Origin of the sequence: Paenibacillus mesophilus, assembly GCF_005938385.1 — a bacterium.
Classification (GTDB): domain Bacteria; phylum Bacillota; class Bacilli; order Paenibacillales; family NBRC-103111; genus Paenibacillus_AB; species Paenibacillus_AB mesophilus.
In genome coordinates this window covers 281,227-304,983 of sequence record NZ_VCRA01000007.1, presented here as the reverse complement: position 1 = coordinate 304,983, position 23,757 = coordinate 281,227, and the positions used below count along the sequence as shown (strand labels likewise).

The 23,757-nt window shown below is 57.1% G+C and carries 8 protein-coding genes; 7 read left to right on the top strand and 1 reads right to left on the bottom strand.

The genetic code is table 11. The features are described 5' to 3' along the window. Window positions 1-4 precede the first annotated feature (4 nt). From FE783_RS15665 to FE783_RS15635, 7 genes are all read left to right on the top strand, one after another. Window positions 5-7,708: an S-layer homology domain-containing protein gene (locus FE783_RS15665; RefSeq protein ID WP_138880319.1), complete on the top strand. Its 7,704-nt coding sequence runs from the start codon at window positions 5-7 to the stop codon at window positions 7,706-7,708. Between the two features lie 94 nt (window positions 7,709-7,802). Continuing rightward, window positions 7,803-17,264 carry a chitobiase/beta-hexosaminidase C-terminal domain-containing protein gene (locus tag FE783_RS15660; RefSeq protein ID WP_138880318.1) on the top strand — a complete coding sequence of 3,154 codons (9,462 nt, stop codon included), beginning with the start codon at window positions 7,803-7,805 and terminating at the stop codon, window positions 17,262-17,264. Between the two features lie 36 nt (window positions 17,265-17,300). Then, window positions 17,301-17,996, top strand: coding sequence for a S1 family peptidase (locus FE783_RS15655; protein ID WP_138880317.1), 696 nt, complete (start codon window positions 17,301-17,303; stop codon window positions 17,994-17,996). Between the two features lie 263 nt (window positions 17,997-18,259). Beyond that, window positions 18,260-19,069 carry a hypothetical protein gene (locus FE783_RS15650; protein ID WP_138880316.1) on the top strand — a complete coding sequence of 270 codons (810 nt, stop codon included), beginning with the start codon at window positions 18,260-18,262 and terminating at the stop codon, window positions 19,067-19,069. Between the two features lie 116 nt (window positions 19,070-19,185). Then, window positions 19,186-20,250, top strand: a complete 1,065-nt coding sequence (locus FE783_RS15645; RefSeq protein ID WP_138880315.1) for a copper amine oxidase N-terminal domain-containing protein — start codon at window positions 19,186-19,188, stop codon at window positions 20,248-20,250. 638 nt (window positions 20,251-20,888) lie between these two features. Continuing rightward, window positions 20,889-22,886, top strand: coding sequence for a PrsW family glutamic-type intramembrane protease (locus tag FE783_RS15640; protein WP_138880314.1), 1,998 nt, complete (start codon window positions 20,889-20,891; stop codon window positions 22,884-22,886). After that, window positions 22,886-23,215 carry a hypothetical protein gene (locus FE783_RS15635; RefSeq protein ID WP_138880313.1) on the top strand — a complete coding sequence of 110 codons (330 nt, stop codon included), beginning with the start codon at window positions 22,886-22,888 and terminating at the stop codon, window positions 23,213-23,215. The genes FE783_RS15640 and FE783_RS15635 overlap by 1 nt, the downstream gene beginning before the upstream one ends. Before the next feature lie 66 nt (window positions 23,216-23,281). Here the strand turns inward: FE783_RS15635 and FE783_RS15630 are convergent, their stop codons facing one another. After that, window positions 23,282-23,620 (bottom strand): hypothetical protein, encoded by a 339-nt coding sequence (locus tag FE783_RS15630; protein WP_138880312.1) that lies wholly within the window; start codon window positions 23,618-23,620, stop codon window positions 23,282-23,284. Window positions 23,621-23,757: the final 137 nt, after the last annotated feature.

Below are 23,757 nucleotides of genomic sequence, written 5' to 3'. Positions count from 1 at the left end.
TCACGTGAAGCTGTTTAGAAGAACGATAGTGTCCGTGCTGGCTTTGCTGCTGCTGCTGGGTTCTATGACCCAAGCGACGACGGCGCTGGCAGCCGTTGTTACGCAGCCCAAAACGACGGTGCTGGAAAATAAATTCATCAAAATTACCGTAAACAACAGCACGGGCCGCTTCGGCATCCGCACGGCGGACGGCCAGCCGATCCGCAAGAAGGACGACAACGTCAATATGCTGTTCGGCGGGGACGATCCGGATACGTCGTTCACCAGTTTTCGGATCGACGGAACGGACTATATATTCGGCAATCCGTATAAATTCGGCGCCGCATTATTCTCCGAGATTACTCCGCCGGTCATTGTCGAGAACGGCAACGGCACGAAACAGATCGAGACGGTGTGGACGATCAAGGGAGTAGCCATCAAGCAAATATTGATGCTTTACCCCGATCCGGAGGACAAGCTGAACGCGGGCAACGTCAATATCCGCTACGAGGTTGTGAACCACAGCGGCGCCAAGGTCGAGCTGGGGACCCGGATCATGCTCGACACGCAGGTCGGGAGCAATGACGGTCCGGAATTCCAGATCGGAACGATTTATAAGGCTCCGCTGCTCGTGGAACGCAAGCTGGTGCACGATCCGGAGAACAACCCGAACATTTCCGAGGAGGATCGCCCTTTCTACAAGCTGCCTCCTTACTGGGTTATGAGGGACAAGCTGGATTTGACCAATCCGCTGGCTACCAATGTGCTGGCTTACGGCTTCAACAACATTTCCGAAGCGAACATCAATCTGGTCGACGAGATGATCGTCGGTCACTGGAACGGCCTTGCGAATACGAAATGGGACTATACGCCGAACGGCAATCTGGACTTTACGCGGGATACGAACGACTATGGATCGGCCGACTCCGCGGTCGCGTTTTATTGGCAGCCGAAGGCGATCGAGAACAACAAGGTTCAAACGTTCGAGACGATTTACGGGTTGGGCGAAATTATCGAGCCGGATAAGGTGTTCTCGGTCCGGTATATCGACCCGCCGCTTACGCTCGCGACGAATGCGGACGCCAGCGCCTACGACAACGAAGGCGTCTTCACGATTACGGCCGAGATCGAAAACCTCGCGCTGTTCGGCATGGAGCATACGAACGTGACCGCAATGCTCGAGCTGGAGAGCGGCCTCAGCTTCGTAAAGCTGGACGATCAAGGCAAAATCGTCAGAGACGCCTCGACCGGCAAAGTCGTGACGGAATCGTACCGCAACAAAGAGATGGTGTATCGCAAGCAAGCGACGCCGCAGGAAGCGGCAAACGGCATCGAGCCGAAATACAAGCCGGGCGATACGGAAACGATTTCGTTTACGGTTCAGGCCAAGGGCAAGCCGTGGCCGACGACCCGGCAATATATGCTGACGGTCAAGAGCCCCGAGACGGTCAAGAAAATCGAGGGCGTTCAGGACGATGGACTTAAGGCACAATACGAATCGGTCAAATCGGGCTTCGTCCTCCTTCCGGCCATCGGGCAAGCGACTCCGACCTATGTGTACGGACTCGCTCCGAAAGAGGCATACAGCGCCGACATCAAGTATTTGACCGTCAATATTACGAATATCGAAGCCTACAATACGGGCAACGAGCTGATGGCGCCGAACTTCGACCTGTATTTGAAGGAAAAAGTCACAGGCAAAAGGTACAAGGTGCCCGTCAAAAATTCCGTCATTCTGCAGCCTGCCGACGACGGATTCTCGGGCGACATGCGCATCACGTACCGGGGCGGGGAACGGGTAGACGCCAAAGGGAACGTACTCGAAGCCGGACTCGGAGCGGACCTTCCGCTAGGCGAATACCAGGTGGAGATCGACTTCAAGGGCGATACGGGCGGCGATGAGGAAATCGCGGCCATGTACGATATCACTACGAAGCAGACGTTCAAGGTAACGAACAATCAGGAAGCGCGAGTTCGCGAAGCGAGCCTGATGGCGGTTTACAAGCAGTATGTCGACCTGAGCGGGGTCACTTCCGCTGCAGACGGAGAATTTCTGAAGGTGGTCAATGCGGCGTTCCCGGGCAAGAAATTCGAGACCGGCGCTCTATTGAAGGATGCCGTCGATATCCTTTTGGAAATCAAGAGCTATGTGGCTGTAGCAAGCAAAATGGCCGATCCGAAGTTCGATACGGTCGGATTCATGGACCGGGATACGCTCAAGAAGGTTCCTGCCTACAACTATAAAATTTTCGAATCCGAGAATGAATACAATGACTTTTTCGCTCAGAAAAAAGCGAACGGCGAACCGGTCCGCGAGAAGCTGGTCGATATCCGCGGCATGATCAAGGAGGTCGGCAACGGCGCCGAAAAGCAGATCATCGTGGATACGAAGACCGAGCCGGCGCTCATTAACGAAGCGGTAGCCTACCGGGGCAAGGATATGGTGTTTGTCCGGGGAAAGCTGGACGTGTTTGACATTCCGAAGAAGGTATCAGGATACGATAAAGTGCCGTTTTTGGATACGTTGTTCGTCAAGGGAGAAGGCACCTTGAGCGTGGCCAACAGCGGCTTCGTCTTCCATTCCGGCGAATGGACGCTCGATTTCTTCAACGGCTTCGACAAGATGCTGGCTCCGAAACTCATATTGAGGGACGAGGACAAGTACGAGGTGTTTCCGGATAATCACAGCAATCCGGAGGATACGAGTCTGAACGGCACGCTAAGCTGGGCGACGGGCGCGCTCGGCGACCGGCTCAATCCGCTGCGCCAGCTGATGCTGACTCACGTCTATTTCAACAAGCATAGCCTGTTTGCCGCACCGGGCTTTATGATCGGCGGCTTCGGCTTTACTTTCAACGACTTTATTTTGCGGCCCGGCGGCATTTCGTTCGGCGGCAAGCTGTCGATGAAAATTGTCGACGGCGAGGTCCGCAACGTCGTGTTCAACGACAAAGGCTTCGTCGGCGTGGATGCGCGGCTGCGCTTCGATCTGGGCAAGGACCTCGGTTTGTTCGAGGCCAAGGAAAAGGAAAAGAAGGAAGACGCGAGCACCGCCAGCGGAGAGCTTACGGTAATTCACTATGTCCAGCAGGTGGAGAACGTTTCCAACAAATATGGAATCAAGTTCAAGGCCGATGTCAAGGACAAGTTCGAGGTTCAGGCGGAGCTTGCCTTCAAGCAGGTGAAGGACGGAAGGGTGCTGCCCGACGTGGTGGCGTTCGGTATGGGTGTCGATAAGCCGGGCGTGCTGATCACGGGCGCTACTTACTTGTCGGCCGTCCGCGGTGCCGTTCGGGAGCTGGCGGATACGATCGCCGGAGGAACGGCCGACGAACCGTTTCCGCTAGTGATCCAGGCAGGGGTTGATGCGACATTCGGCGTTCCGCCCGTCTATTTGCTCGGCAGTGTGGATTTGACGGTTAAGCGGACGGGGCTTGCGATTTTGGGCAAGCTGGACTACTCCTTTGATCCGAAAGGCACCGAAAAAATCAAAATGGTGACAAAAGCGCTGCTCGAAGCCCAGTGGGTAACGCCTTGGTTCGTGAGAGTGGAAGCCGAAATCGATATCGGCGGCTGGGGTGTCATTATGGGTAAAGCCGGTATTTTCGTAGGTCAAAATCTGGAGAAGCATCGGACGGACTTTGAAGGGTACATCGGAGCGCGCCTGCAAATTCCGGAAAGCGTGCCGGTCGTCGGGGGGATGCCGCTTGCCAGCGTATTCCTCGGACTGAATAACGATAAGCTTTGGGGCAGCGTCGGCATTTTGTTCATTTCTCTCGGCATTACGTATTACTGGGGCGGCGGTATCGAGTTCGGCACCTCGCAGGACAATATTCCGGAAGGATTCGCCCATCTGCTGATCGAGGATCCGGAGAAAGGCCCCCAGCTGCTCGTTATCGGGCAAGGCATGAGTACGGTAGCTACCTCGTGGCTCGATACCGAGAAGGATCATCACGAGATCGTGTTCCGCGACATTGCCGAAGGCGTCAAGCTGATGGGCAACAGCGCGATGGAAGCCGGTATCGGAGGCATTCATGTCAAAGATGGCGGCCGCACCCACGATGTTCCGATGGGCGGCGTCTCGGGCAACGGCATCATTGAAATCGAATATGACCAAACGGAAATGCCGGCCTTCGTCTTGAAGGACCGAAACGGCGTCCCGTATCCGGTCCTGTTCGACAATACGAATACGAATCCGCAGGCTAACGCCTTTACGCAATTTATTCCGGCCGCCCAATCGGCTACGAAGGCCGACGTGCGCAAAGCTTTCATCCTTATTCCGCAGGCGAAGGCGCTGGAGGGCGGAACTTGGACGCTTGCATCGGCGAAGCCGGTCGCAACGCGGCTGTTGAACGTGCCGACGGCAGCCGATCTGAAGAACGTCAGCTTGATCGGCAGCCATACGGATGCGAACAAATTTACAGCTTCATGGCAAGTGGAGAATGCCAAGTCTGGAGATACGGTTGATTTGTATTTGACCAAGGAAGCCGTGACCGCAAGCAAAACAGTCGTCGGCGGCAATGAAGTTCTGAATCCCGGCGAGCCTGGAGTTCTGATTGCGAAGGAAGTTCCTGTAGATGCCGGCGGACGCATGGACGGTACGGTTACAAGCGGCAAGCTGGACGTTGACGTGAGCCAAGTTCCGCTGATGGGCAAGGTGGAGGACCTCCGCGGCTTGCTGCAGCAGGGCGACTATTATTTGCGGGCCGCACTCAAATCTCCGGCATCGTTCAAAACCCGAACCTCGGTGGAGACATTCCGGATCGTCGATCCTTTGGCTCCCGGCGAAGTGACGGACGTGCGGATCGAACCGGCCGGCAACGGGTATTTCAGTCTTTCGTTCAAGCCGGCGGCTAAAAAGCCGGGCATGGACAACGTGGAGCACAGCTATTCCGTCTCTGCGATGCAGCAGCAGGACGGGAAGCTGTCCGCTTACCCGCATTTTGCCGAGCAGCTGTTTACGGAGGAGGAGCTTCGTCCGTACTGGAACGCGGTCACCGGCCAATATGAAGGCATTCTTGTCGGCGGGTGGACGAAGTTTTCCGATTCCAAGGAAGTGAACACAGCCAATTTGAACGGGCCTGTGTCGAATGCGAACGAGAAAATAACGTACTTGGGTTTGCAAACGGGCCAGTATTACGTACTGGGCGTATCGGCGGCTACGAAGCCGGGCAAGGCGCTCGACCCGAACGACAACTATCGTTTCGCAGGCAGAACGGATAGCGCGAATACGCTGCTTCCCGTACCGGCAGAACCAAGACTGGGGATGACGGCAGGGCAATTCCCGGACTATTTGGAGGTGCTCACCAATCGGACGAAGCAAACGATCCATCTGGTTGCCGATCAGCCGGATATCGAGGTCGAGGCGTTTCAAGACGGGGTTTCGATCGGGAAAACGGAGCTGACGAATAACGGCGCGACGAGCGAGGGCGACTTGACGTTCGACCGATTCGCGACGGACGGCTCATTCGGCATCGAGCTGATGGCCCGCAGCAAGAGAACGAAGGACAAGAAAGTGACGTTCCTGTACTTGAACGTCGATACGAGCGCACCGATTTTGTATCTGAATGAACCGGTAACCGGACAGCGGACGGCTCAAGGAGCGATAAAGGTGGCCGGCACGACGTCCAAGGACGCCAAGCTGACCGTTTATATCGATCGGGTCTCCGAAGGGACTGGCGTAGACGTTGCCGTCGCAGAAAACGGAAAGTTCTCCGCGTCGGTTCCGATCACGATCGACAGCCCGGAGGTCCAACTCCTTTTCGTTGCACGAGACGGAGCCGGGAATGAGAATCGGGCGACGGTAGCGGTGACGAATGCGGACTTCAAGGTTCCGGCGGCGCTTGTGTTGAAGCCGATCGGGACGCTTGCGCCGGGCAAAGCGGTAACCGTCGAGCCTTATTTGCTGGTGCAGCAAGGAAAGACGACGGACGGCAAAGCGGTGTTCGGCGAAGTGCCGATGACTCCGGAGCAGTCGCAGCGTGTGACTTACTCGGTTAGCATGGGCGATGCCGTAACGATCGAAGAGGTTCAAGTATCGAAAGGCGGCAAGAACCAGAAAGTGCTGCAGGTTACCGCCGGACCGGATACGGGCGCAAGTCTGATTCAGGTCCGTTACGCGATCGCGGATGGCGGAGAAACGGAAGCGGCGGCAGGCGGTCCGGTCGTACTGGACTCCACGCTCGTCGCATCCGTCAAAGTGCCGGCTCCCGCTGTATTGGAGCGTTATGCGGTTACGACCGAATCGATAGCGAACAATGTGTCCGCGACCAAAGTGAATGTGGGATATACCGGGGAACTGCCCGGCTACCAAATCGTGTATAAAGTGTTTCCGGATGCGACGCAGGCAGTCCCACCCGGGTTCGGTGACGATCTGAGCGGATGGAGCTTCCTGCCGCAAGACGGAATCGTACCGGCCAAGTCCGGGAATGTTCTGGTCGTCGCCAAACGGACCTCGGCGAAGAAGGAAGCGGTCGGCGCATCCGCCGTCGTGGGCGCCAAAATATGGAGCCCATTCGGCGGCTACGCAGGAGGGGGCGGAGGCGGAGGCGCGCTGCCGATTTCGTCCAAAGATTCGGTAACCGTGAACGGTCAGAAAGTTTCGGCTGAACGCAAGGGCGACAGCCTCACGGTACATATTACGGCTAAGAGCGGCGCCGATGCAGGCAAGGGAGACATTGTCGTCCAAGCGGCCGACTCCACGATCAAGGAATTCGCGCTTCGCTTCGACAAAGACGTGGTGCAGCAAGCGTTGGCGAGCAAGCGGAGCATCCGCATCGAGCTTCCTCGCGCGATTCTGGTCATTCCGCCGGAGCTGCTGGCAGGCATGCAGCAGGATCTGGAAGTCAAGCTGAGTCCTAACGGCGAGTCTTCCATACTCGCTATGCAGCAGCTGGCTGCCGATGTGTCGAGTACTTTGCTGGCGGACGGGCAAGGCGTCGAGATCGGGACGAACTTGCCGGAAGCAAACCGCACCGGTTATTTGATTACCAAAGTTCCGGTCCCTGCTTCGATTCAAGCGGGTCATATCGATGCCGTTATTGTGCGCGGTCCGGGCGGGGAATGGACAACCGTCCCTTGGAAGGCGGATTTCGTCAATGGAGCCGCGTATATAGAAGCTCGGCTGACCGGCGACGGCAGTGTGGCGTTCCTGCACACCGAAGCGGCATTCACCGATGTATCGGATGAGTTCTGGGGCAAGCCCGGCATCGAGTCGGCGGCAGCGAAGCTGTTCATGCAGGGCAAAGGCGAGGGGCGGTTCGACCCGGACAGCAACATTACCCGTGCCGAATATCCGACCGTGCTGCTAAGGGTGGCAGGTCTGATGAACAAGACCGCAACCTCGGAATTTATCGACGTTCCGTTCGACGCTTGGTACAATCGCAGCGTATCGATCGCGGCCAAGTTCGGCATCGTGAACGGACTCGAGAACGGCGGCTTTGCACCGCACTCCGCGCTGACGCGCGCCGAAGCGATGACGATGGTCGGCCGGACGCTCTCCGCGCTCGGACTGAGCGGCGATCTCCCGGATGAAGAAGTCGAGCGGCTGCTCAGTGCTTTCGAAGACCGGCAGCTCATCCCGGATTGGGCACGCAAGCAGATCGCGCTCAGCGTCAAGTACGGCATCATTGAAGGTGAAGGCTCGCTCGTCAATCCGCAGGGGCCTCTCACCAGAGCCCAGGCTGCGGCCATTGCCATCAGGCTGGATCGATGGATTACGGGAAATTGACCGTTTCATAGCGGCAAGCATGCCCACACCAAAGTGCAGCAATGGTGTGGGTACATTCCTTTTCGCGTTTTGAATTCAAGAAGGCGGTGTGCATATGATACGGAAGCACAAAGCAAAGGCGGTCTTCGGGATTGCATTTGCCGCAATATTGTTTGCCGTGTTGGGGTTGGCCGGCTTATTTAATGTCAACGCCGATACGGATAAGTGGACGGACCATGCGAATACGGCGTGGTACAATCCGGACTACGTAACCTTTACGATCGATACGCCGGCCAAGCTCGCAGGCGCGGCCAAACTGGTGAGCAGCGGCACGGTCGACGGCCTCCGGAACAAAATTTTGGAAGTCGATCGCGATCTCGATCTGTCCGCCTACGAATGGGTGCCGATCGGGACCGAGCAGCATCCGTTTCGCGGCACGCTGATTGCCAAAAACAATGCCACGTTCAAGATCAACGGGATGAAGCTGTCGGGCAATCTGACTTATGCCGGCCTGGTCGGTTTTATGGACAGAGGCACCGTAGGCGGCTTCGAGTTCACGAGCAGCGGCAAAATCGATATCGGCTCCGTCAATACTTCCGGTATCCTCTATGTGTGGCAGTCCGTCTATTCGCAAACGTACGGTACGATATGGGACTACGTTCCCGTACAGGATACGACGGTAGCTTACGCGGGCGCGGCTGCTGGCAAGATGGTGAACAGCAGCATCGTCTATAACATAACGAATCATATTCCGGTCAAAGCGGATTTCGCCATCAAGCATGTGTATGCCGGGGGCATCGTCGGCGCGGGCGAAGGCAGCATATCCAATTCCAGCAACCTCGCGCCCGTTACCGCCAAGGGGCCTAATATCGAAAGCGGCGGAATCGTCGGTTACGGCGAGAGCCAAGGCCTTATTATGAAAAAGGTGGCCAATCAGGCGGCGGTTCAGGCGAATGGCGGCGGCACGATTCATGCGGCAGGCATTATCGGCTATGCAGCCGGGCGACTGGGCATGGCAGACGAGGATACGCCGATTACGAATACGGGGGCCGTTCAGATAACGGGTGCGCGTATCGCCTATGCGGCCGGTATCGTCGGCAGAGCGGGAGCGGCCGTCGACTTCTCGGATACGACCTCGAACGGCGGAGTCGTCACGATTCAGTCTCCGACGGCCGAAGGGTCATATTCGGCAGCATTGATCGGCTCGATCGATGCGGAGCAGGCGAATCCGCAATTCCGGATCGCCTTTGCCAACTCCGCGCCCATTACGAATCATGGCGGTTCGAATGTACACGCAGGCGCGCTGGCCGGCAGTGTCAACAGCACATTCGTGTGGGGCAAGCCGTTTACGAATACCGTACCGATCACAGTCAGCGGCTTGAATCAGGCCTTTACCGGCGGCTTGATCGGGAAAGCGGCAGGAACCGTTACGTTCGCCGATACCGCCAAGAACAGCGCGGCCATTACGGTAGGTTCGATCGCGATGAAGCCGAATGAAGCCTATACGGGCGGGCTTGTCGGGTACGCAGGCAAGCGGGTGCTGCTCGACAGCACAGCGGGTCAAGCCTACGTCAACAGCGGGGAGATTAACGTAAGCGGCGGCACCGGGGTTTATACGGGCGGTATCGTGGCGAACAAAGCTTATGCCAGAACGTCCGGCGTCGTCGGCAATAACGTATCAAGCACGGCGGATATCCGCGTCAGCGGCCTAAGCAAACTATACACGGGCGGTTATATCGGCATCGTTCCCGGGGATGGAGCGGATAAAGCGATCTCGGGCGCTGCGTTCAATAAAGAAATTACAGTTGCCGCGGCATCGTCCGCTTCGGATCGCACGGTGAGCACCGGGGGGATCGTCGGCTATTATGTGAATCATAGCGACAGCGGCGCCGCAATCGATTTGGCCGTCTTCCAAGGCAAGATCCAGTCGACCGGCGGCGGAAACGAATCGTACACGGGCGGTATCGCCGGTTATGTGGACGGCGGCGCTATCAAGAACGCCCATGCGGGGAATACCGCAGCGGAGTTTGCCAAGCTGGCCACGGACGGAAATGCCGGCGGTATCGCGGGCTTCTTGAACGGCAGCGTGGATACGGCAACGGTCAACTACGCCACCATTGTCCTGCAGACTGCAGGCGGCATATCCGGCGGGGTTGTAGGCAAGGCGCAGGGAGCGATAGCGGCGGCGACCGCAGGAGACGCGGAATTCGCCACAGGCTACAGCGTGAGACTGGAATCGGCGGTAAGAGACGCGGTCGGAAGCGAGGACAGGATCACGTCCGGCGGTATCGTCGGAACGAATACGAATGCCTTCTCGCTGACGAACAGTCGGGCGGCCAATATCGGCTTGATCACTCAAGCCGGCAGAAGTCATTATACGCTCGGTTCCTTGGCCGGCTCCTTGACGGCCGATGCGCAAGTCGGTCAACCCGGGGCGCCTGTTACGGCGGACCATATGAACGTCGAGCTGCTGGCTGCGAACAGCCAAGTCGGCGGAGCGATCGGCCATAACCGTTCTGCGAAGGCATACGTCAAGGCGGAGCAGATGACGTTCAGTATCCAAGGCGCGCAGGCGAAAGCGGGCGGAATCTCCGGCATCCATGATGCGGCAGCAGGAACGATCCCGGGCTCGGACGGCCAAGGCGCGGCAGGTTTTGCTTTGAACGCCGGTAACATGACGTTTACAACGACTGGCAGCGGAGCTTCCGTAGGCGGCATAGTTGGTGAAAACCTGGGGGATACGCCAAGAGCCTCGGCCGAGAGCATCACCATTACCTCCGGCGGAGCGGATAGCCGGCTGGGCGGGCTCGCCGGTACGAACCGGGGAACCTTGATGGAAAGCAGTGCTTCCCGGATCGCGATCACGTCGAGCGGAGCGGCCGCTGAGGCGGGCGGTATAGCGGGCCGTTCAGAAGTCGCCGTTGGCGGTCCTGTCGCAGCCAAAATTATCGGCCCTCACGTCCATGTAGAGGATGCAGTGCTGATCGCTTCTACCGGGGAGCGCTCCTGGATCGGCGGCATCGTCGGTTCGGCCAAGCTGACGGAGATCGTGAATCCGCGCGTGGAGGCCGTTGCTCCGAACTATGTATCGATGACGGTCAATGCGGCGCATAACGGAGCAGGCGGACTTGCAGGGCGGATCGAGCAGGGCAAATTGCTCGGCGATTCGACTTTAACCAATATCGAGAATTTGCTGATCACGACAAGCGCCGGCTCGACTTCCGCCTATGCGGGCGGCGCTGCGGCTTATCAAGACCAAACTTCAATGAACAAGATAACCGGCAGAACGGTCAACCTGATCGTTAATGGCGGCCAATCCGTAGTCGGCGGGATGGCCGGTTACAACCGGGGCTCTGCTTCGGCTTATATCTCGAATACGTTTATGGACGGTCTGAACATCAAGGCGAGCGAGACGGCCGTACAGTCGAAGGCCGGCGGCTTTGTCGGCGTCAACGACAAGCAGGACGGCGATCCGGCCGCAAGTCCGGCTTCCGGAGTCAGCTCGATTCAGAACAGCCGATATGTCGGCTCGGTGCAGATGAACGCCCCATCCTCCATTACGGGCGGTCTGGTCGGAGAAAACCGCAGTCTGATCGCCAACAACAGCATTACGGATAAGATTCCGGTTTCCTCCAAAGGACAGGGCGGCATCGTCGGCGGTCTGGTCGGAGTCAACTCGGAGACCGGCACTTTATACTATACGTATTCCAACTCCACCCTTGCGATCGAAGGGGAAGGAACACTCGCGGGCGGCTTCGTCGGCGATAACAAAGGCAAAGTGATCGCCTCTTACGTCGATATCGACGTGCTCGGCAACGCGCATGGAACGCCCGGCAGCCCGGTATTCCTCGGCGGACTTGCCGGCCGCAATACGGGCGTGATCGATAAGTCCCATTCCGTGTCCAAGGTGACGGCAAGCGGCGGCTATACGAATGTCGGCGGCCTCGTCGGCGACCAGGCGGGCGGGACGATCTCGAACTCCTATGCGGGCAATGTCGTCACGGCGGCGGCCGAGGGCTCGTATGCAGGCGGCTTGCTTGGCCGAATTACGGGCGGCGAAGTGACCACCGTATATTCCGCCGCACAAGTTCAGGCATGGAACGGAGCTTATGCCGGAGGTTTCGCCGGACGTTACGACAATGCGAGCAAGGAGCTGCTGTACAAGGCTTATTATGTGAAGGACGAAGCATTGGAGACCAACAAGGATTTGCCGGACTTCGCGGATGGCAATCACCGCTGGCTGCAGGTTCATGCGCGGTTGAGCACGCTGTTGTCCTCGACGCTGATGGATCGGACGACGTTCCCCGCACTGTCCGGTTGGGATTTCGAAGGCACGTGGAAATACGGCTCCGTCAATGCGGATTACAAATATCCGGAGCTTCAGCGGAGCGCGAATACCGGCGGAGAAGGCGGAGGCGGCAGCGGCGGTGAGGTCAACGCCAATATCGCTTGGTATATGCGCGACAAATTCGCTTTTGCGTACGACATCAAGACGGAGGCGGAGCTGGCGGGATTGGCGGCGCTGGTCAACGGTACGGTAACCGGCGCGGAGCGATTCGACTTCGAAGGCCGGACGATCCGCATCGCGAATCCGATTCATATTCAGTCCAGACAATGGATTCCGATCGGCAAAGCCGAGAACACGCCTTTCCAAGGAACGTTCGACGGCGGCAGCCATTTGATCGACGGGCTGATGCTGAAGCCGGACTATGGCTACTCCGGGCTGTTCGGGGTAATCGGCGAGAAGGCCAAGGCAAGCAATATCGTCATGGAGCCTCTCTCCGTGGCAGGAACCGGCTATACGGGTATATTGGCCGGCTACAACAAAGGCCAAGTTCAAAACGTGACGATCAAAGCGGCAAAAGATACAACGATCAGCGGCGGCACGGTCGGCAGCTTGATCGGGAAAAATACGGGGACGTTCCGAAACGCGAGCGTCACGCTGGAAAGCGGCAGCACGCTGGAAGCCGTCGGGACGGGCGCCGTCGCGGGCGGCTTGATCGGAGACAATGCGCAGTCGCTCGATCCGAGCTTGTTCGCCTTCCGGTCGACGGGAATAGCATTGAAGAGTTCGGCCGAGCATGCGACGATCGGTGGCTTGATCGGCAAGCAAACGGGTCCGGTCCGCTCGTTCAAGACGGACATGGACTACTCGATTGCCGCTTATGGTCCGAACAGCATGGCGGGCGGTTTGATCGGCCGGCACGTCTCGGGCCTTACAGAGGATGTTACGCTGACCTACACCTCGGGAACGATTGCGGCGCAAGGCACCGGTTCCATCGTCGGCGGCTTGACCGGACATTCCGATGCAGGGAACACTCTGAACGGCGTTTCAGTCACCGCCTCTCAGACGGGTAGACAGCTGTCGGGCAACGGTACGCTCGGCGGACTGATCGGCAGCAAGACGGGTGCGGGCACGAACAGCTTCGATATCGAACGGGTAAAGGTAGATAAGCTGTCCATTGCTTCGCTCGAAGCAAGCCCGGAAGCAACGCTCGGGGGCATTGCAGGCAAGCTGTCGCGTACGGCCGTGCATCAAGCGACTTCCGATGCGGTCATTCAGGCGGCAGGCGGGCAAGTAACCGCCGGAGGCATCGTAGGCAGCGGGCAAGATTCCATCCTCGACCGGGTGGATGCCGTATCCAATATGACGTTCTCGGCCAAGTCGGGCGAAAGCTCGATGGGCGGTATAGCCGGCATCCTATCGGCCGGCGCCATGGATCAGGCATTCGATTTCGGCAGACGGGCGCCGCTTTATCCAGGCATTTATGAAGCTCACGTACGCGGGAACCCTCTGGTTGCACAGGGGGGCGACAGTAGCACAGATTTGAACGTAGGCGGAATCGTCGGCAAGCTGATCCAGTCTTCCGTCTATTACGCCAAGACGAACGTCGATTTGGCGGTGCATGGAGGCAAGGAGGCGGCGGTCGGAGGCATCGCCGGTGCAAGCAGCGGCATCATCGTAAGCTCGGAGCCCTTGCAAAGCATCAAGGCCGACACGAGCGTGGTTTACGATATCGGCGGTGTCGTCGGGCGTTCGACGGGAGGACAAATTCACTATACGTCCGCCGCTTCGCCGGACGGACAAAACATTACGGTAGAGCGTGCCGTGACGAAGCAAGGTACGGTGCCTGCCGCGCATGTCGGCGGCTTGATCGGACGCGGCGACAATACGAAGGTGACAAACGCTTATGCGGCATTGCCGGTGAAGGTCACCGACGACAATCCGGATACGACGATTTACATCGGCGGTTTCGCCGGAATACTGGGCGATTCGGATATCGGCAGCAGCTCGATGGAACGGGTATATGCGCTAGGCTCTGTCGAGGCGAAGGGTATTACCGGCTCGTATGCGGGCGGTTTTGCCGGCTCCATCGACCGGTACGAGATTGCCGACGCTTATGCAACCGGGAAGGTGGACAACACAGGCTACGATACCGGCAGCGGCGGTTTTGCCGGGGCAGTGGAGAGACGCGCGGTCATCCGGCATGCCTACGCGACGCAGGACAGCTTGACCACGACGGGCGTCAATCACCCCACCCGATCGTATACGGGCGGCTTCGCCGGCTACAATGACGGAACGCTGAACGGCGTCTTTGCCAAGACAGCGGCTATGACCGTAAACGTAAGCGGAGCGAACGTGTTTAAGGGGGCGCTGGTCGGCTACAATTTCCGCGACGGCAAGGTGCTCTCGTCCGCCTACACGGCGGAGCCGAGTCCGATCGGCTATAATTTGGGGATTTCGACGGGCAATGACCAAGCGGACGTCTCGGAGTCGTACAGCGAATTCCGCAGCTGGAATTTCGATCTGGATGCGCCTTTCCTGAACAGGACGATCGCAGCCGATTGGATCATCGTGAGCGGAAACCAGCTATCCGGCATCGTCCGGCTGTATAATGCGGATACGGGGCTTGGCTTTTACAATCTGTTCCATAGAACGGCTGTTGAGAAGCCGGCAGTAGAGAAAATTTTGTTGGGCGCGGATATCGATCTGGCGGGCAGGAAATGGACGCCATTCGGCGACTTCCGCGGACAATTCGACGGCCAAGGCTACAAGCTCAAAGGCTTTAAGCATACGGCCGGTTCGGCGGATATACAAGGATTTATCGCGGAAAACAGCGGCCTCGTTACAAGGGTGGCATTTGAAGATGCGTTTGTATCGGCCGGTTCGCGCGTGGGGATTGTCGCGGGTATTAACCATGCGGGAGGCGTAATCCGCGATACCCGGATCGGCGGAAGGGTAGAAGGCCGGGATTATATCGGCGGTGCGGTCGGAATCAATCACGGTCAAATTACCGGTTCGACGGTGAATGCGGCGGTAACCGCTGCGGGGAACGATGCGGGCGGCATCGCAGGCTCGAACGCGGGCGAGCTGAATCAAGTCGAAGTGCAAGGCAGCGTCAAAGGTGTCCAAAACGTAGGCGGAGCAGCAGGCGAGAACAACAATAAACTGACCGCCGTCACCGCCATTGGGCTCCGAGTCGACGGAGTGTCGGCCGTCGGCGGTTTGGCCGGATTCAACAGCGGCACGATCGAACGTTCATCCGCGAACTCGGCTGTTGCCGCAACCGGTGGCTATGCAGGCGGTATTGCAGGGATTCATGAAGGCCGGGTCCAACAATCGTATACTGCGGGTACGGTTACCGTCGACACGGCTGAGCCGTCGGCAGCGGCAGGCGGTATCGCCGGCGATGTTAAGCAGAGCGGCATCGTGGAACAATCGTTCTCCTATGCGGACATAGTGGCGAAAGGCGACTCGGCGACAGCCGGGGGAATTGCGGGCGTAAGCAGCGGTACCATCATTGGCGCGTATGCTTCCGGTAAAGTGTACGCTCAAGGCCAAACGGCTGCCAAGGCAGGCGGCATCACCGGTTATGCGGCTGGCGGAACGATTAGCGGCTCTCTGAGCTACGGGGAGATTATTGCCGGTATCAACGAGTTGATTCAACGCAACAAGACCTTTTATGGAGGGATCGCAGGACAGAAGGCGGCCAACGCTATCATCGGGGACAGCTTCTTCAATAAGCAAGCTTTGAAAAACGATACGGCATACTTTGACGCAGACGGCAAACGGGCAAGCGGAGCCGTAACCGGCGCTGCGGGCTTGACGGCCCGGCAGCTCACGCAAGGCCGGTTGCCTAAAGGATTAGACGGCGCCATTTGGGAAGCGGCTGAAGGATATTATCCGGCCCTCAAGCCGTTTGGCGGCTCGAATGCTTCCAAGCTGAGTACGGCGGCGGTGATATTGAATGAAGGCGATCTGATGAGCCGAATCGGCGGCAGCTTTACGCTCACCTCCGATCCATCGCTGCATTGGCAAGCGGATGAGAACGCTCAATTAGTCCGGGACAGCGCGGGAATTTTGTCCGGAAGTCTGAAATCGACAGCTCGTGCCGTATTGACGGTCCAAGCGGGCGACGAGAGCCGCAGAGTTGCGATTAATACCCCGTCCTTCAAATACGAGGTGACGGTGCCGACTCCGAAGGCGGCTCCGTCCGGCTCGACTTTCACCGATAGAGTTGTAGTGACGCTCACTGCCGACGAGCCTTCGGCCAGCATTTACTACACGCTGAACGGAAGCCAGCCGAGCGCCGGCTCGCAGCTCTATACGGGGCCGATCACGCTAACGTCCACGACGACGATCAAGGCGGTAGCGATCGCGGAGGAGATGGAGAACAGTCCGGTGATGACCGGGACATGGACCAAGCAGACGTTCTCGATGGGCGGAGGAGGATTCTTCGTTGCGCCTCAGGCCATTGAGGCCGCGATTGGCGGCGGCAAAATCGCCGTCGGCTCCTCCGAGCCGGTCAAGGTTGCCAGAAACAGCATCTTGAAGTTGAAAGCCCCGGCAGGTCATGTGATCTACTACACGACCGACGGCAGTACGCCGACCAAGAATAGCAAGGTGTACAAGGAAGGCAGTATCGTCATTACAGGCGAAATGACGGTCAAGGCGATTACCGACAAAGACGACCGCGTCATCACGATCAAGTACGAGGTGGAGAACGCCAAGTACGAGCTTAAGAAGGATGCGGGAGAAGTGAAATATATAACGGGCTACGGGAATAAGGAATTCAGGCCGGATGCGGCGATTACCCGGTATGAGCTGCTTGATGCGCTGTCTCCTCTGCTTGACAAGGAAGACGTCAGCGTAGACAACCTGCTGGCAGATGTGAAGGATGAAGTAAAAGACCAGGTTGCCTTCTTTACGTCGGCCGGCATTATCGAAGGTTACCCGGACGGAACGTTCGGCGGAGAGCGCGGGCTGACGCGCGCCGAGTTCGTCGTGATGATGTCCCGCGTGCTCCGGCTGGATGTGTCCGCTCCGGGAACAACAGTCTTGACGGACGTAGCCGGACATTGGTCCGAGTGGTATGTCAACGCGTTTACGAAGGCGGGATATGTGGACGGTTTCCCTGACGGGACGTTCCAGCCGGATAGCGAGATTTCGCGGGCTCAGGCGGTCGTGGTCATCAATCGGATTATCGGCATGAAGAAGCAGGACGTGCCGGCCGCGTTCAGCGACTTGACTCCGGATCATTGGGCCTTCCAACACATTATGTCGGCAGCCAAGTAAACGGCGAGTGACCGAGAAAGGCGGCAGAAGGGAACAATGAAACGGAAAATCGCGGCTTTATGTTTCCTGATTTGCTTATTGTCCGGCGCGGCCGTATGGCTGAATGCGGAGGCGGACACTCCCGTCGCTTATAACGCCGAAGATATTTTCGGAAGAAGCGGGCAGGCTGTCCTGTATATCCGGATTCTCCGGGAAGACGGTTCGCTGAAAGCGACGGGAACGGGAGCGATCCTGTCGCCGGATGGGCTGGCTGCAACCGCCTATCATGTGGTGAAGGGGGCGGAGCGCATCGAGGGTACGCTTCCCGATGGCCGAATCATCGGTCCGATCGAGGTGCTCGGCTATGACGAGCAAACGGATGCGGCGATTGTAAGGCTGCCCGCTCCGCAGAGCGGAAAGAAAGACGCTTACGACTATTTGCCGGTTCGGGATACAGCCGTTCGATACGGCGAGAATGTGTATGCGATCGGATATCCGATGGCGAATACCCCGATTATTACCGAGGGCATCGTCAACAGTCCGAACGCCGAAGTGAACGGGCGCAGCCGGATGTTGACCTCGGCCCAGATTGCCAGCGGCATGTCGGGAGGCCCGATCCTCGACCGGTTCGGCCGGGTGGCGGGAATCGTCTCCGGCTCGCTTCGGACGATGAACAACATCCACCTGGTGATCAGAATGGACGACGTCCGCGCCTTGCTAGCAGCTCAAGGGATTGCGATTGATGCGCCATAACGGCCGCTTGAATAAGAAGGTACCTTTGCGGGAGCTCCCGCGGAAGGTACCTTCTTTTCGGTTTCCGGCTTGCTCTGCCGCCCCGATCTCAGCCCGCGATGGTCGTTGACTGACAAGAGCAGCCAAAAAAAGATTAAAATATCGGCCGAAAAGTGATACATTTGTTAGGAACAGGTATGCTACAAGATCTTATCGTAATAATCGGTCTCCGGCAAAGCGCGGGCTTCCGAACTCGCTGTCGAAGACCGGATCGGGGGAATGTTATGCGAATCGTTAAAGTGCCGACCTCGTACTACCAGCAATTTGACGCCGACCGCAATCTTGAATTTGCGGCCGAAGGATACGCGGGATGGCAGAAGGAAGATTTGGAGCTGGATCTCGACGGTACGGCCGTCGTGGTCATGCATGCGTGGGATTGCGGCACGTGGGAGGAGTATCCCGGGTGGCATAGAGCCGTGGAGTACATTTCTCGGTCCTACGACATTTGCCGAAGCGTGTTCCCGGAGCTATTGCGCAGCGTAAGGGCTTCGGGATTGAAAGTGTACCATGTGGTCCGCCCCGGCAGCACATATTTTAAAGGATATCCCGGTTACGACAGAGCCGTATCGTTATCGTCCGGCAGAACGGAAGCCAATGAACGGGTCGCGTTAAATCCGGTCCGCCAAAGGCTTGACCAATTCCGCGCCGGGCATGTGTTCCCGGGATTGCACAACCGCGACGACATCGCGCGGGGCCAGCGAAACCTCGACTTCCCTGAAGAGGCTAAGCCGGTCGGGGACGAAGGGATTGCGGAGAATGCGGACCAGCTGTTCGGCTTGTGCAAGGAAGACGGTGTCAATCATCTGATTTATACCGGATTCGCCATCAACGGCTGTCTGCTCACCTCGCCCGGCGGCATGCTGGATATGCAAAAGAGAGGGCTGTTATGCTCCACGGTGCGTCAAGCCGTAACGGCCATCGAGAACAAGGAAACCGTCCGGACGGAAGCCGCGAAACAGTTGGCGCTCTGGTATGTGGCGGTCATGTTCGGATTTGTGTATGAAGCGGACGACTTGATTCGATGCATGAAATGATTCGATGCAACATTTTTCCTGGATGTCGCGTTTAGGAGATAGAGAACAACAATATGGAGCACCGGCCCCATCGTTCCTACCCTACATAGCTACACTACAGGAGGTAATATTGCATCATGAAAAAATTCAAAGTACTCGGGGCTGTTTTGGCTGGCGCCCTATTAGCATCCAACGTCGTTTCCGCCACACCAAGCGAGCCTGTGCCGGTAAAACCGATGCCGATCTCGGCTTCCATTCCCCAGGATTCCTACGGCGGTCTGAAATTTATTCTGGTCGTCAACGGAAAAGGATTTTCGCCGGAAGCGAATCCGCTATACATAGGTGCCGGCAACGAAATTATGGTGCCGATCCGCGTTGCATCCGAGGCTCTTGGCTATCAACTGACTTGGACTCAAGACACCCAATCGCTGGAGCTCGTCAAGGAGAATCAACGGCTGTCTCTTCAAATCGGAGAAGACAAGTACAGCTTCGCCAAAATGCTCGTTCCGCTCGGCGCCGCGCCGGAGTTAAAGAACGAGAAAACGTATGTTCCGCTGTCCTTTTTCGAAAAAGTGATGAAAGTTCAAGTTGCGGTGAGCGAAACGGGAACGATCCATATCCGTTCCAAGGAACAAGGCGGCGAAGAAGCTGCTGCGGCCACAACCAAGCAAGGTACGATTACAAGCATCACTTCTCGGGATAAAGGCGGAGAGATCGGCCTTAACGGCATAGGGCATGGGGTTCGACTGAATATTTCCGACGAAACGGAAATCGTATCGGCGACCGATAACCGGAAGCTGACGCTTGCCGATTTGCAGCTCGGCATGTCCATCGAAGCGGAGCACAGCCGGGTTATGGCCATGAGCATGCCGCCGATGACCAATGCGAACAAAATTATCGTGAAGGAAAGCACTGTCGCTCAACAAACTTTGGGTACGGCTGGACTGATCGAAGAAATTACGGTTTCGACGAAAGGCACGATACGTCTAGTGATCAAGGGCGATAAGCTTAGCGACAAATCGTTTGACACCGTCGTACTGAACCTTGCGAGCGATACGCCGATTGTCGGAACGAAGGACAATAAGCCGATTGCCGCGGATCAGCTGAAGCAAGGAGATAAAGTGTATGCATTTTATGGCCCGATCTTGACCGAAAGCTTGCCTCCAATCGGTCAAGCAGCCAAAATCGTCGTAGAAAACTAAAGGAAGGTCGATTTCTCCGGTACCCGCGCAGCCGTCCCAGGCAGTGCGGGTATTTTTTGTAAATACTAGAGTTTATAAAATTTCTTGAATACGGTTTGCTCGACAGCGGAACTGTATTCCGCTAAATAGGACATTTCACAGCCAATTTGATTGTTAGCGGAACTACAGTGCGCTAAACCTTTGATTTTGTGCTCCGATGGCGGCAAATAAGCTGAATAATGGATTGCAGTTCCGTTATGTTTATGGAAAGCTTGTTTCATCCGTTGTTAGCGAAATACAGTTCCGTTAAGTGAGTAGAATGGGTTTGCACGTTAAAAAAATAACGAATTTATACAATAAACGTGTTTGAAACTGCTGAAAGCCGGTGAATAAGATGTAAGTGCGTCCGAACAGCCGGACCGTCTCCAACGGAAGACGTCGTGCCTGCACGGAAGGGCTATTGACAAGAGGAGGCGACCGCAACGAATACGATTTGGCTCATTCGCACCGGAGTCCGGGATTGGCTTGAGGCCATTTACCAGATAGGCCGGGCATGGATTGCGAAATATCCGTTTATCAGGTGGACGTACACGATTGTTTCATGGCTTTCTTTGGCCGCATTTATTTTAAGCCTGTTTTTCATGAAAGAGTCGCGTACGATGCTCGTTCAGTATTTATGGTCATTCTATGTCTTGCTGCAGTTTTGGTTGTTGTGCCGGAGCAAAACGTTGACGTGGAAGCCGGTCGTGCTGTTCGTCCTGTCCGGTGTCTTTGTTGTCGTGCCGTTCACGGCGCTTACGGTCAACGCCGTCCACGCGATCTTCGGCGGGAGAACGTCGGACACTTGGTCCGTTGCCGTCCTTACGCCGATTTTCGAGGAATTGTGGAAGCTGCTGCCGCTAGGCGTCTTTCTGCTGTTCTCGCGCCGCGCTTCCGCCCTAAGCTTGAGCGACTATACGCTGATCGGCGCAGCGACGGGAGTCGGCTTCCAACTGATGGAGGAGCTCTCCCGCCGGTGGCTGAACTCCGGCGTAATATCGGATACATACGGCTACAGCTTTACGTTGCTGGGCGGCGAAACGATCCATTGGGACTTGTTCGCGCTGTTTCCCGGACGCTTCGAAGAAAGCTTGGCGCCGTCGTTGATGTGCGTCAGCCATCCCGTACATACCGCCATGATCGCGCTGGCATGCGGAATCGCTTACCGGCTGCGGGCAAAACTGACGAATTGGGTGTTTCTGTTCCCGGTGCTGATTCTGCTCTGGTCCATCCTGGATCACGCCGCCTATAACGGTCAGAACAGGCTGCCGGACTGGGTGTTTGCGTTGCACGAGTGGGACGGAAGCGGATATATGACGCAGCCGGCATTCCTTATCATGCTTGCGGCATCGGTTGCCGCCGATTACTGGTCGCTGAACAAAGTACGCCGCCGCCTTCCGGCACTGCCGAAGGAGCTGCCGCTCAATCCTTTTTCCGAGCTGTGGAACATCGTCTCGGCCCTCTTCGCGGACCGGGGGAAATTCGCACATTGGCTCGGCTTCTACCGGGAACGGAGGGAGCTCGGATTTATTTTGCTATATGGAAACGAGGAGGCGGCCGGCAGACAGGAGCACGTCCGGGAACGAATGAAGCTTCTGTATCGGGTGCTTACCGGACTTGCGGCGATACTGCTCGCCGCCGGTCTGTTCGCAGGGATGGGAGCTTACTCCGGCGGCGATGGAACGGCTTGCTTCGCCTGTCTGTTCGATTCTTTGCAAAATTGGTGGGATCGGCTCGAATGGTACGAGCAGGGGGCGATCATCCTGGGAGCCCTTGCGCTGTCGCTGCTGTTCGTCGGGTTCTGGCCCGCCCTCGGCATCGCGCTGACTGTGGCGGGAGTCGCCGGCAGCGGACATGAGATCGCCGGTTATATCCGCGATCCGAAGAAGCTGCTCACGCCCGAAAATGCGCTCGCTGTCGCGACCGGCATTATACTAAGCCGAATTCCTTTCGGCAGGGCGCTCGGATGGATGGGAAAGAAAGCACGCGGCTATGTGCGCAAGCTTCTCGACAAGAGGGGCCCCCGGAAGCCGGATGTCGACGTGCCGGGGAAACATCCGAAGAACGACGGCAAAGTCCCGGGCAATCATCCGGATGCCCCGGATAAGCCGAAGAAGCCGGAGGAGAAGCCCGATGACGAGAAGCCGAATAAAGATAAAGCCGATGACGAGAATGAAGATGGGACAACGGTTGCAGGTAAAAAGTACAACGAGGTCGAAATTGTCGATCATCGGGGAAATCCGCTTGGCGAGTTCGACGAAATCGATCTGGAGAACCGCGTTTTCTACGAAGACAAGACGGCCAAAGGGTTGGATCGCATCAATCCGCGGACGGGACAGCCGGCGCAGACGCCGCAGGAATTTACCGACAAGCAAATACTCGGCAAGACGCGGACGCGTATTCATAACTTGATGGAAAACGCGGCTTCGACCCGACCGACAGCGAACGGATCTCCCGAAGTGCCCAAATTGGAGGAGATCAAGTCGATCCGCGACTTCGTATTCCGTCTGGATGGAGACACCCCGGAGCTCCGAGCCGCCGCCGAGAATAGTTTGAACCAGCTGAGATCCGAATTTCCGGATTACACATTTAACATTTTGTTTGGGGGGAAACCTTGATGTCTATCAGCGCTTTTATACCCGAGCCCGTCGATGATTTCGAACGGCGTTACAACGTACCCGTTGCCGCGGAGGCGTTCTTCGCGGAATGCTGGGAGCCGGCGGCGGAAGCTTTGGGCTTGCAGTGGGTGCCCCTCTTCTCTACCGGGATCGACGTCATGAAGGAAGATTTGCCGGCGGTTCTGGGTGAACTGGCCCGATTGAAGCAATGGGCATTAAGCCAAGACGGCGGGGAACGAATGGCAAAGCTGGTCAGCCGGATCGAGCTGCTGCAGACGGAGCTGCCCAAAGCGCTGCAACGTGAAGGGGCCGTCGTGTATATCGGGTGATGGCTGTGCAGCCGAGTTACACAAAACACACCCCGGGATCGAATCATCCCGGGGTGTGTTTGTTTTTCACTTGATTCCATTCAAGTTCAATCGGGTCAGTTGATGGTCCACCCGGGTCTGGAGTTCGTGCAGCTGGACGAGATCGTTAGCCAAGTCGAGCCCCCGCGCCTTTACATACACAATTACGCTTCGAACCAAGATGATATCGTCGTTGTAGGCTTCGTTCAAGTAGGAGCCCGATTCGAGCGCTCCCAGACTTTGCATCAGTTCCGGACTGACTTTCAGCTGCTTCCGATCGATATGCTCGTGGATGACTCTGGTAATGCCGGATAAGGCGGCTTTCTGGAGATCGGGGTCCGACGCGATCAGCTTGCCCAATTGTTCCAGCTCCGGATTCGACATCATGCATTCCTCCTTGAATGGGTTCGTACCCACCAAGCATAGTGGAAACAACTGGAAGCGGCATGGGGAGATTAGCCTAATTACGGACATCCTCCGATTCCTGGTTTTTCATCGAAATCGGTGTCGAAAGTAATCGTGCA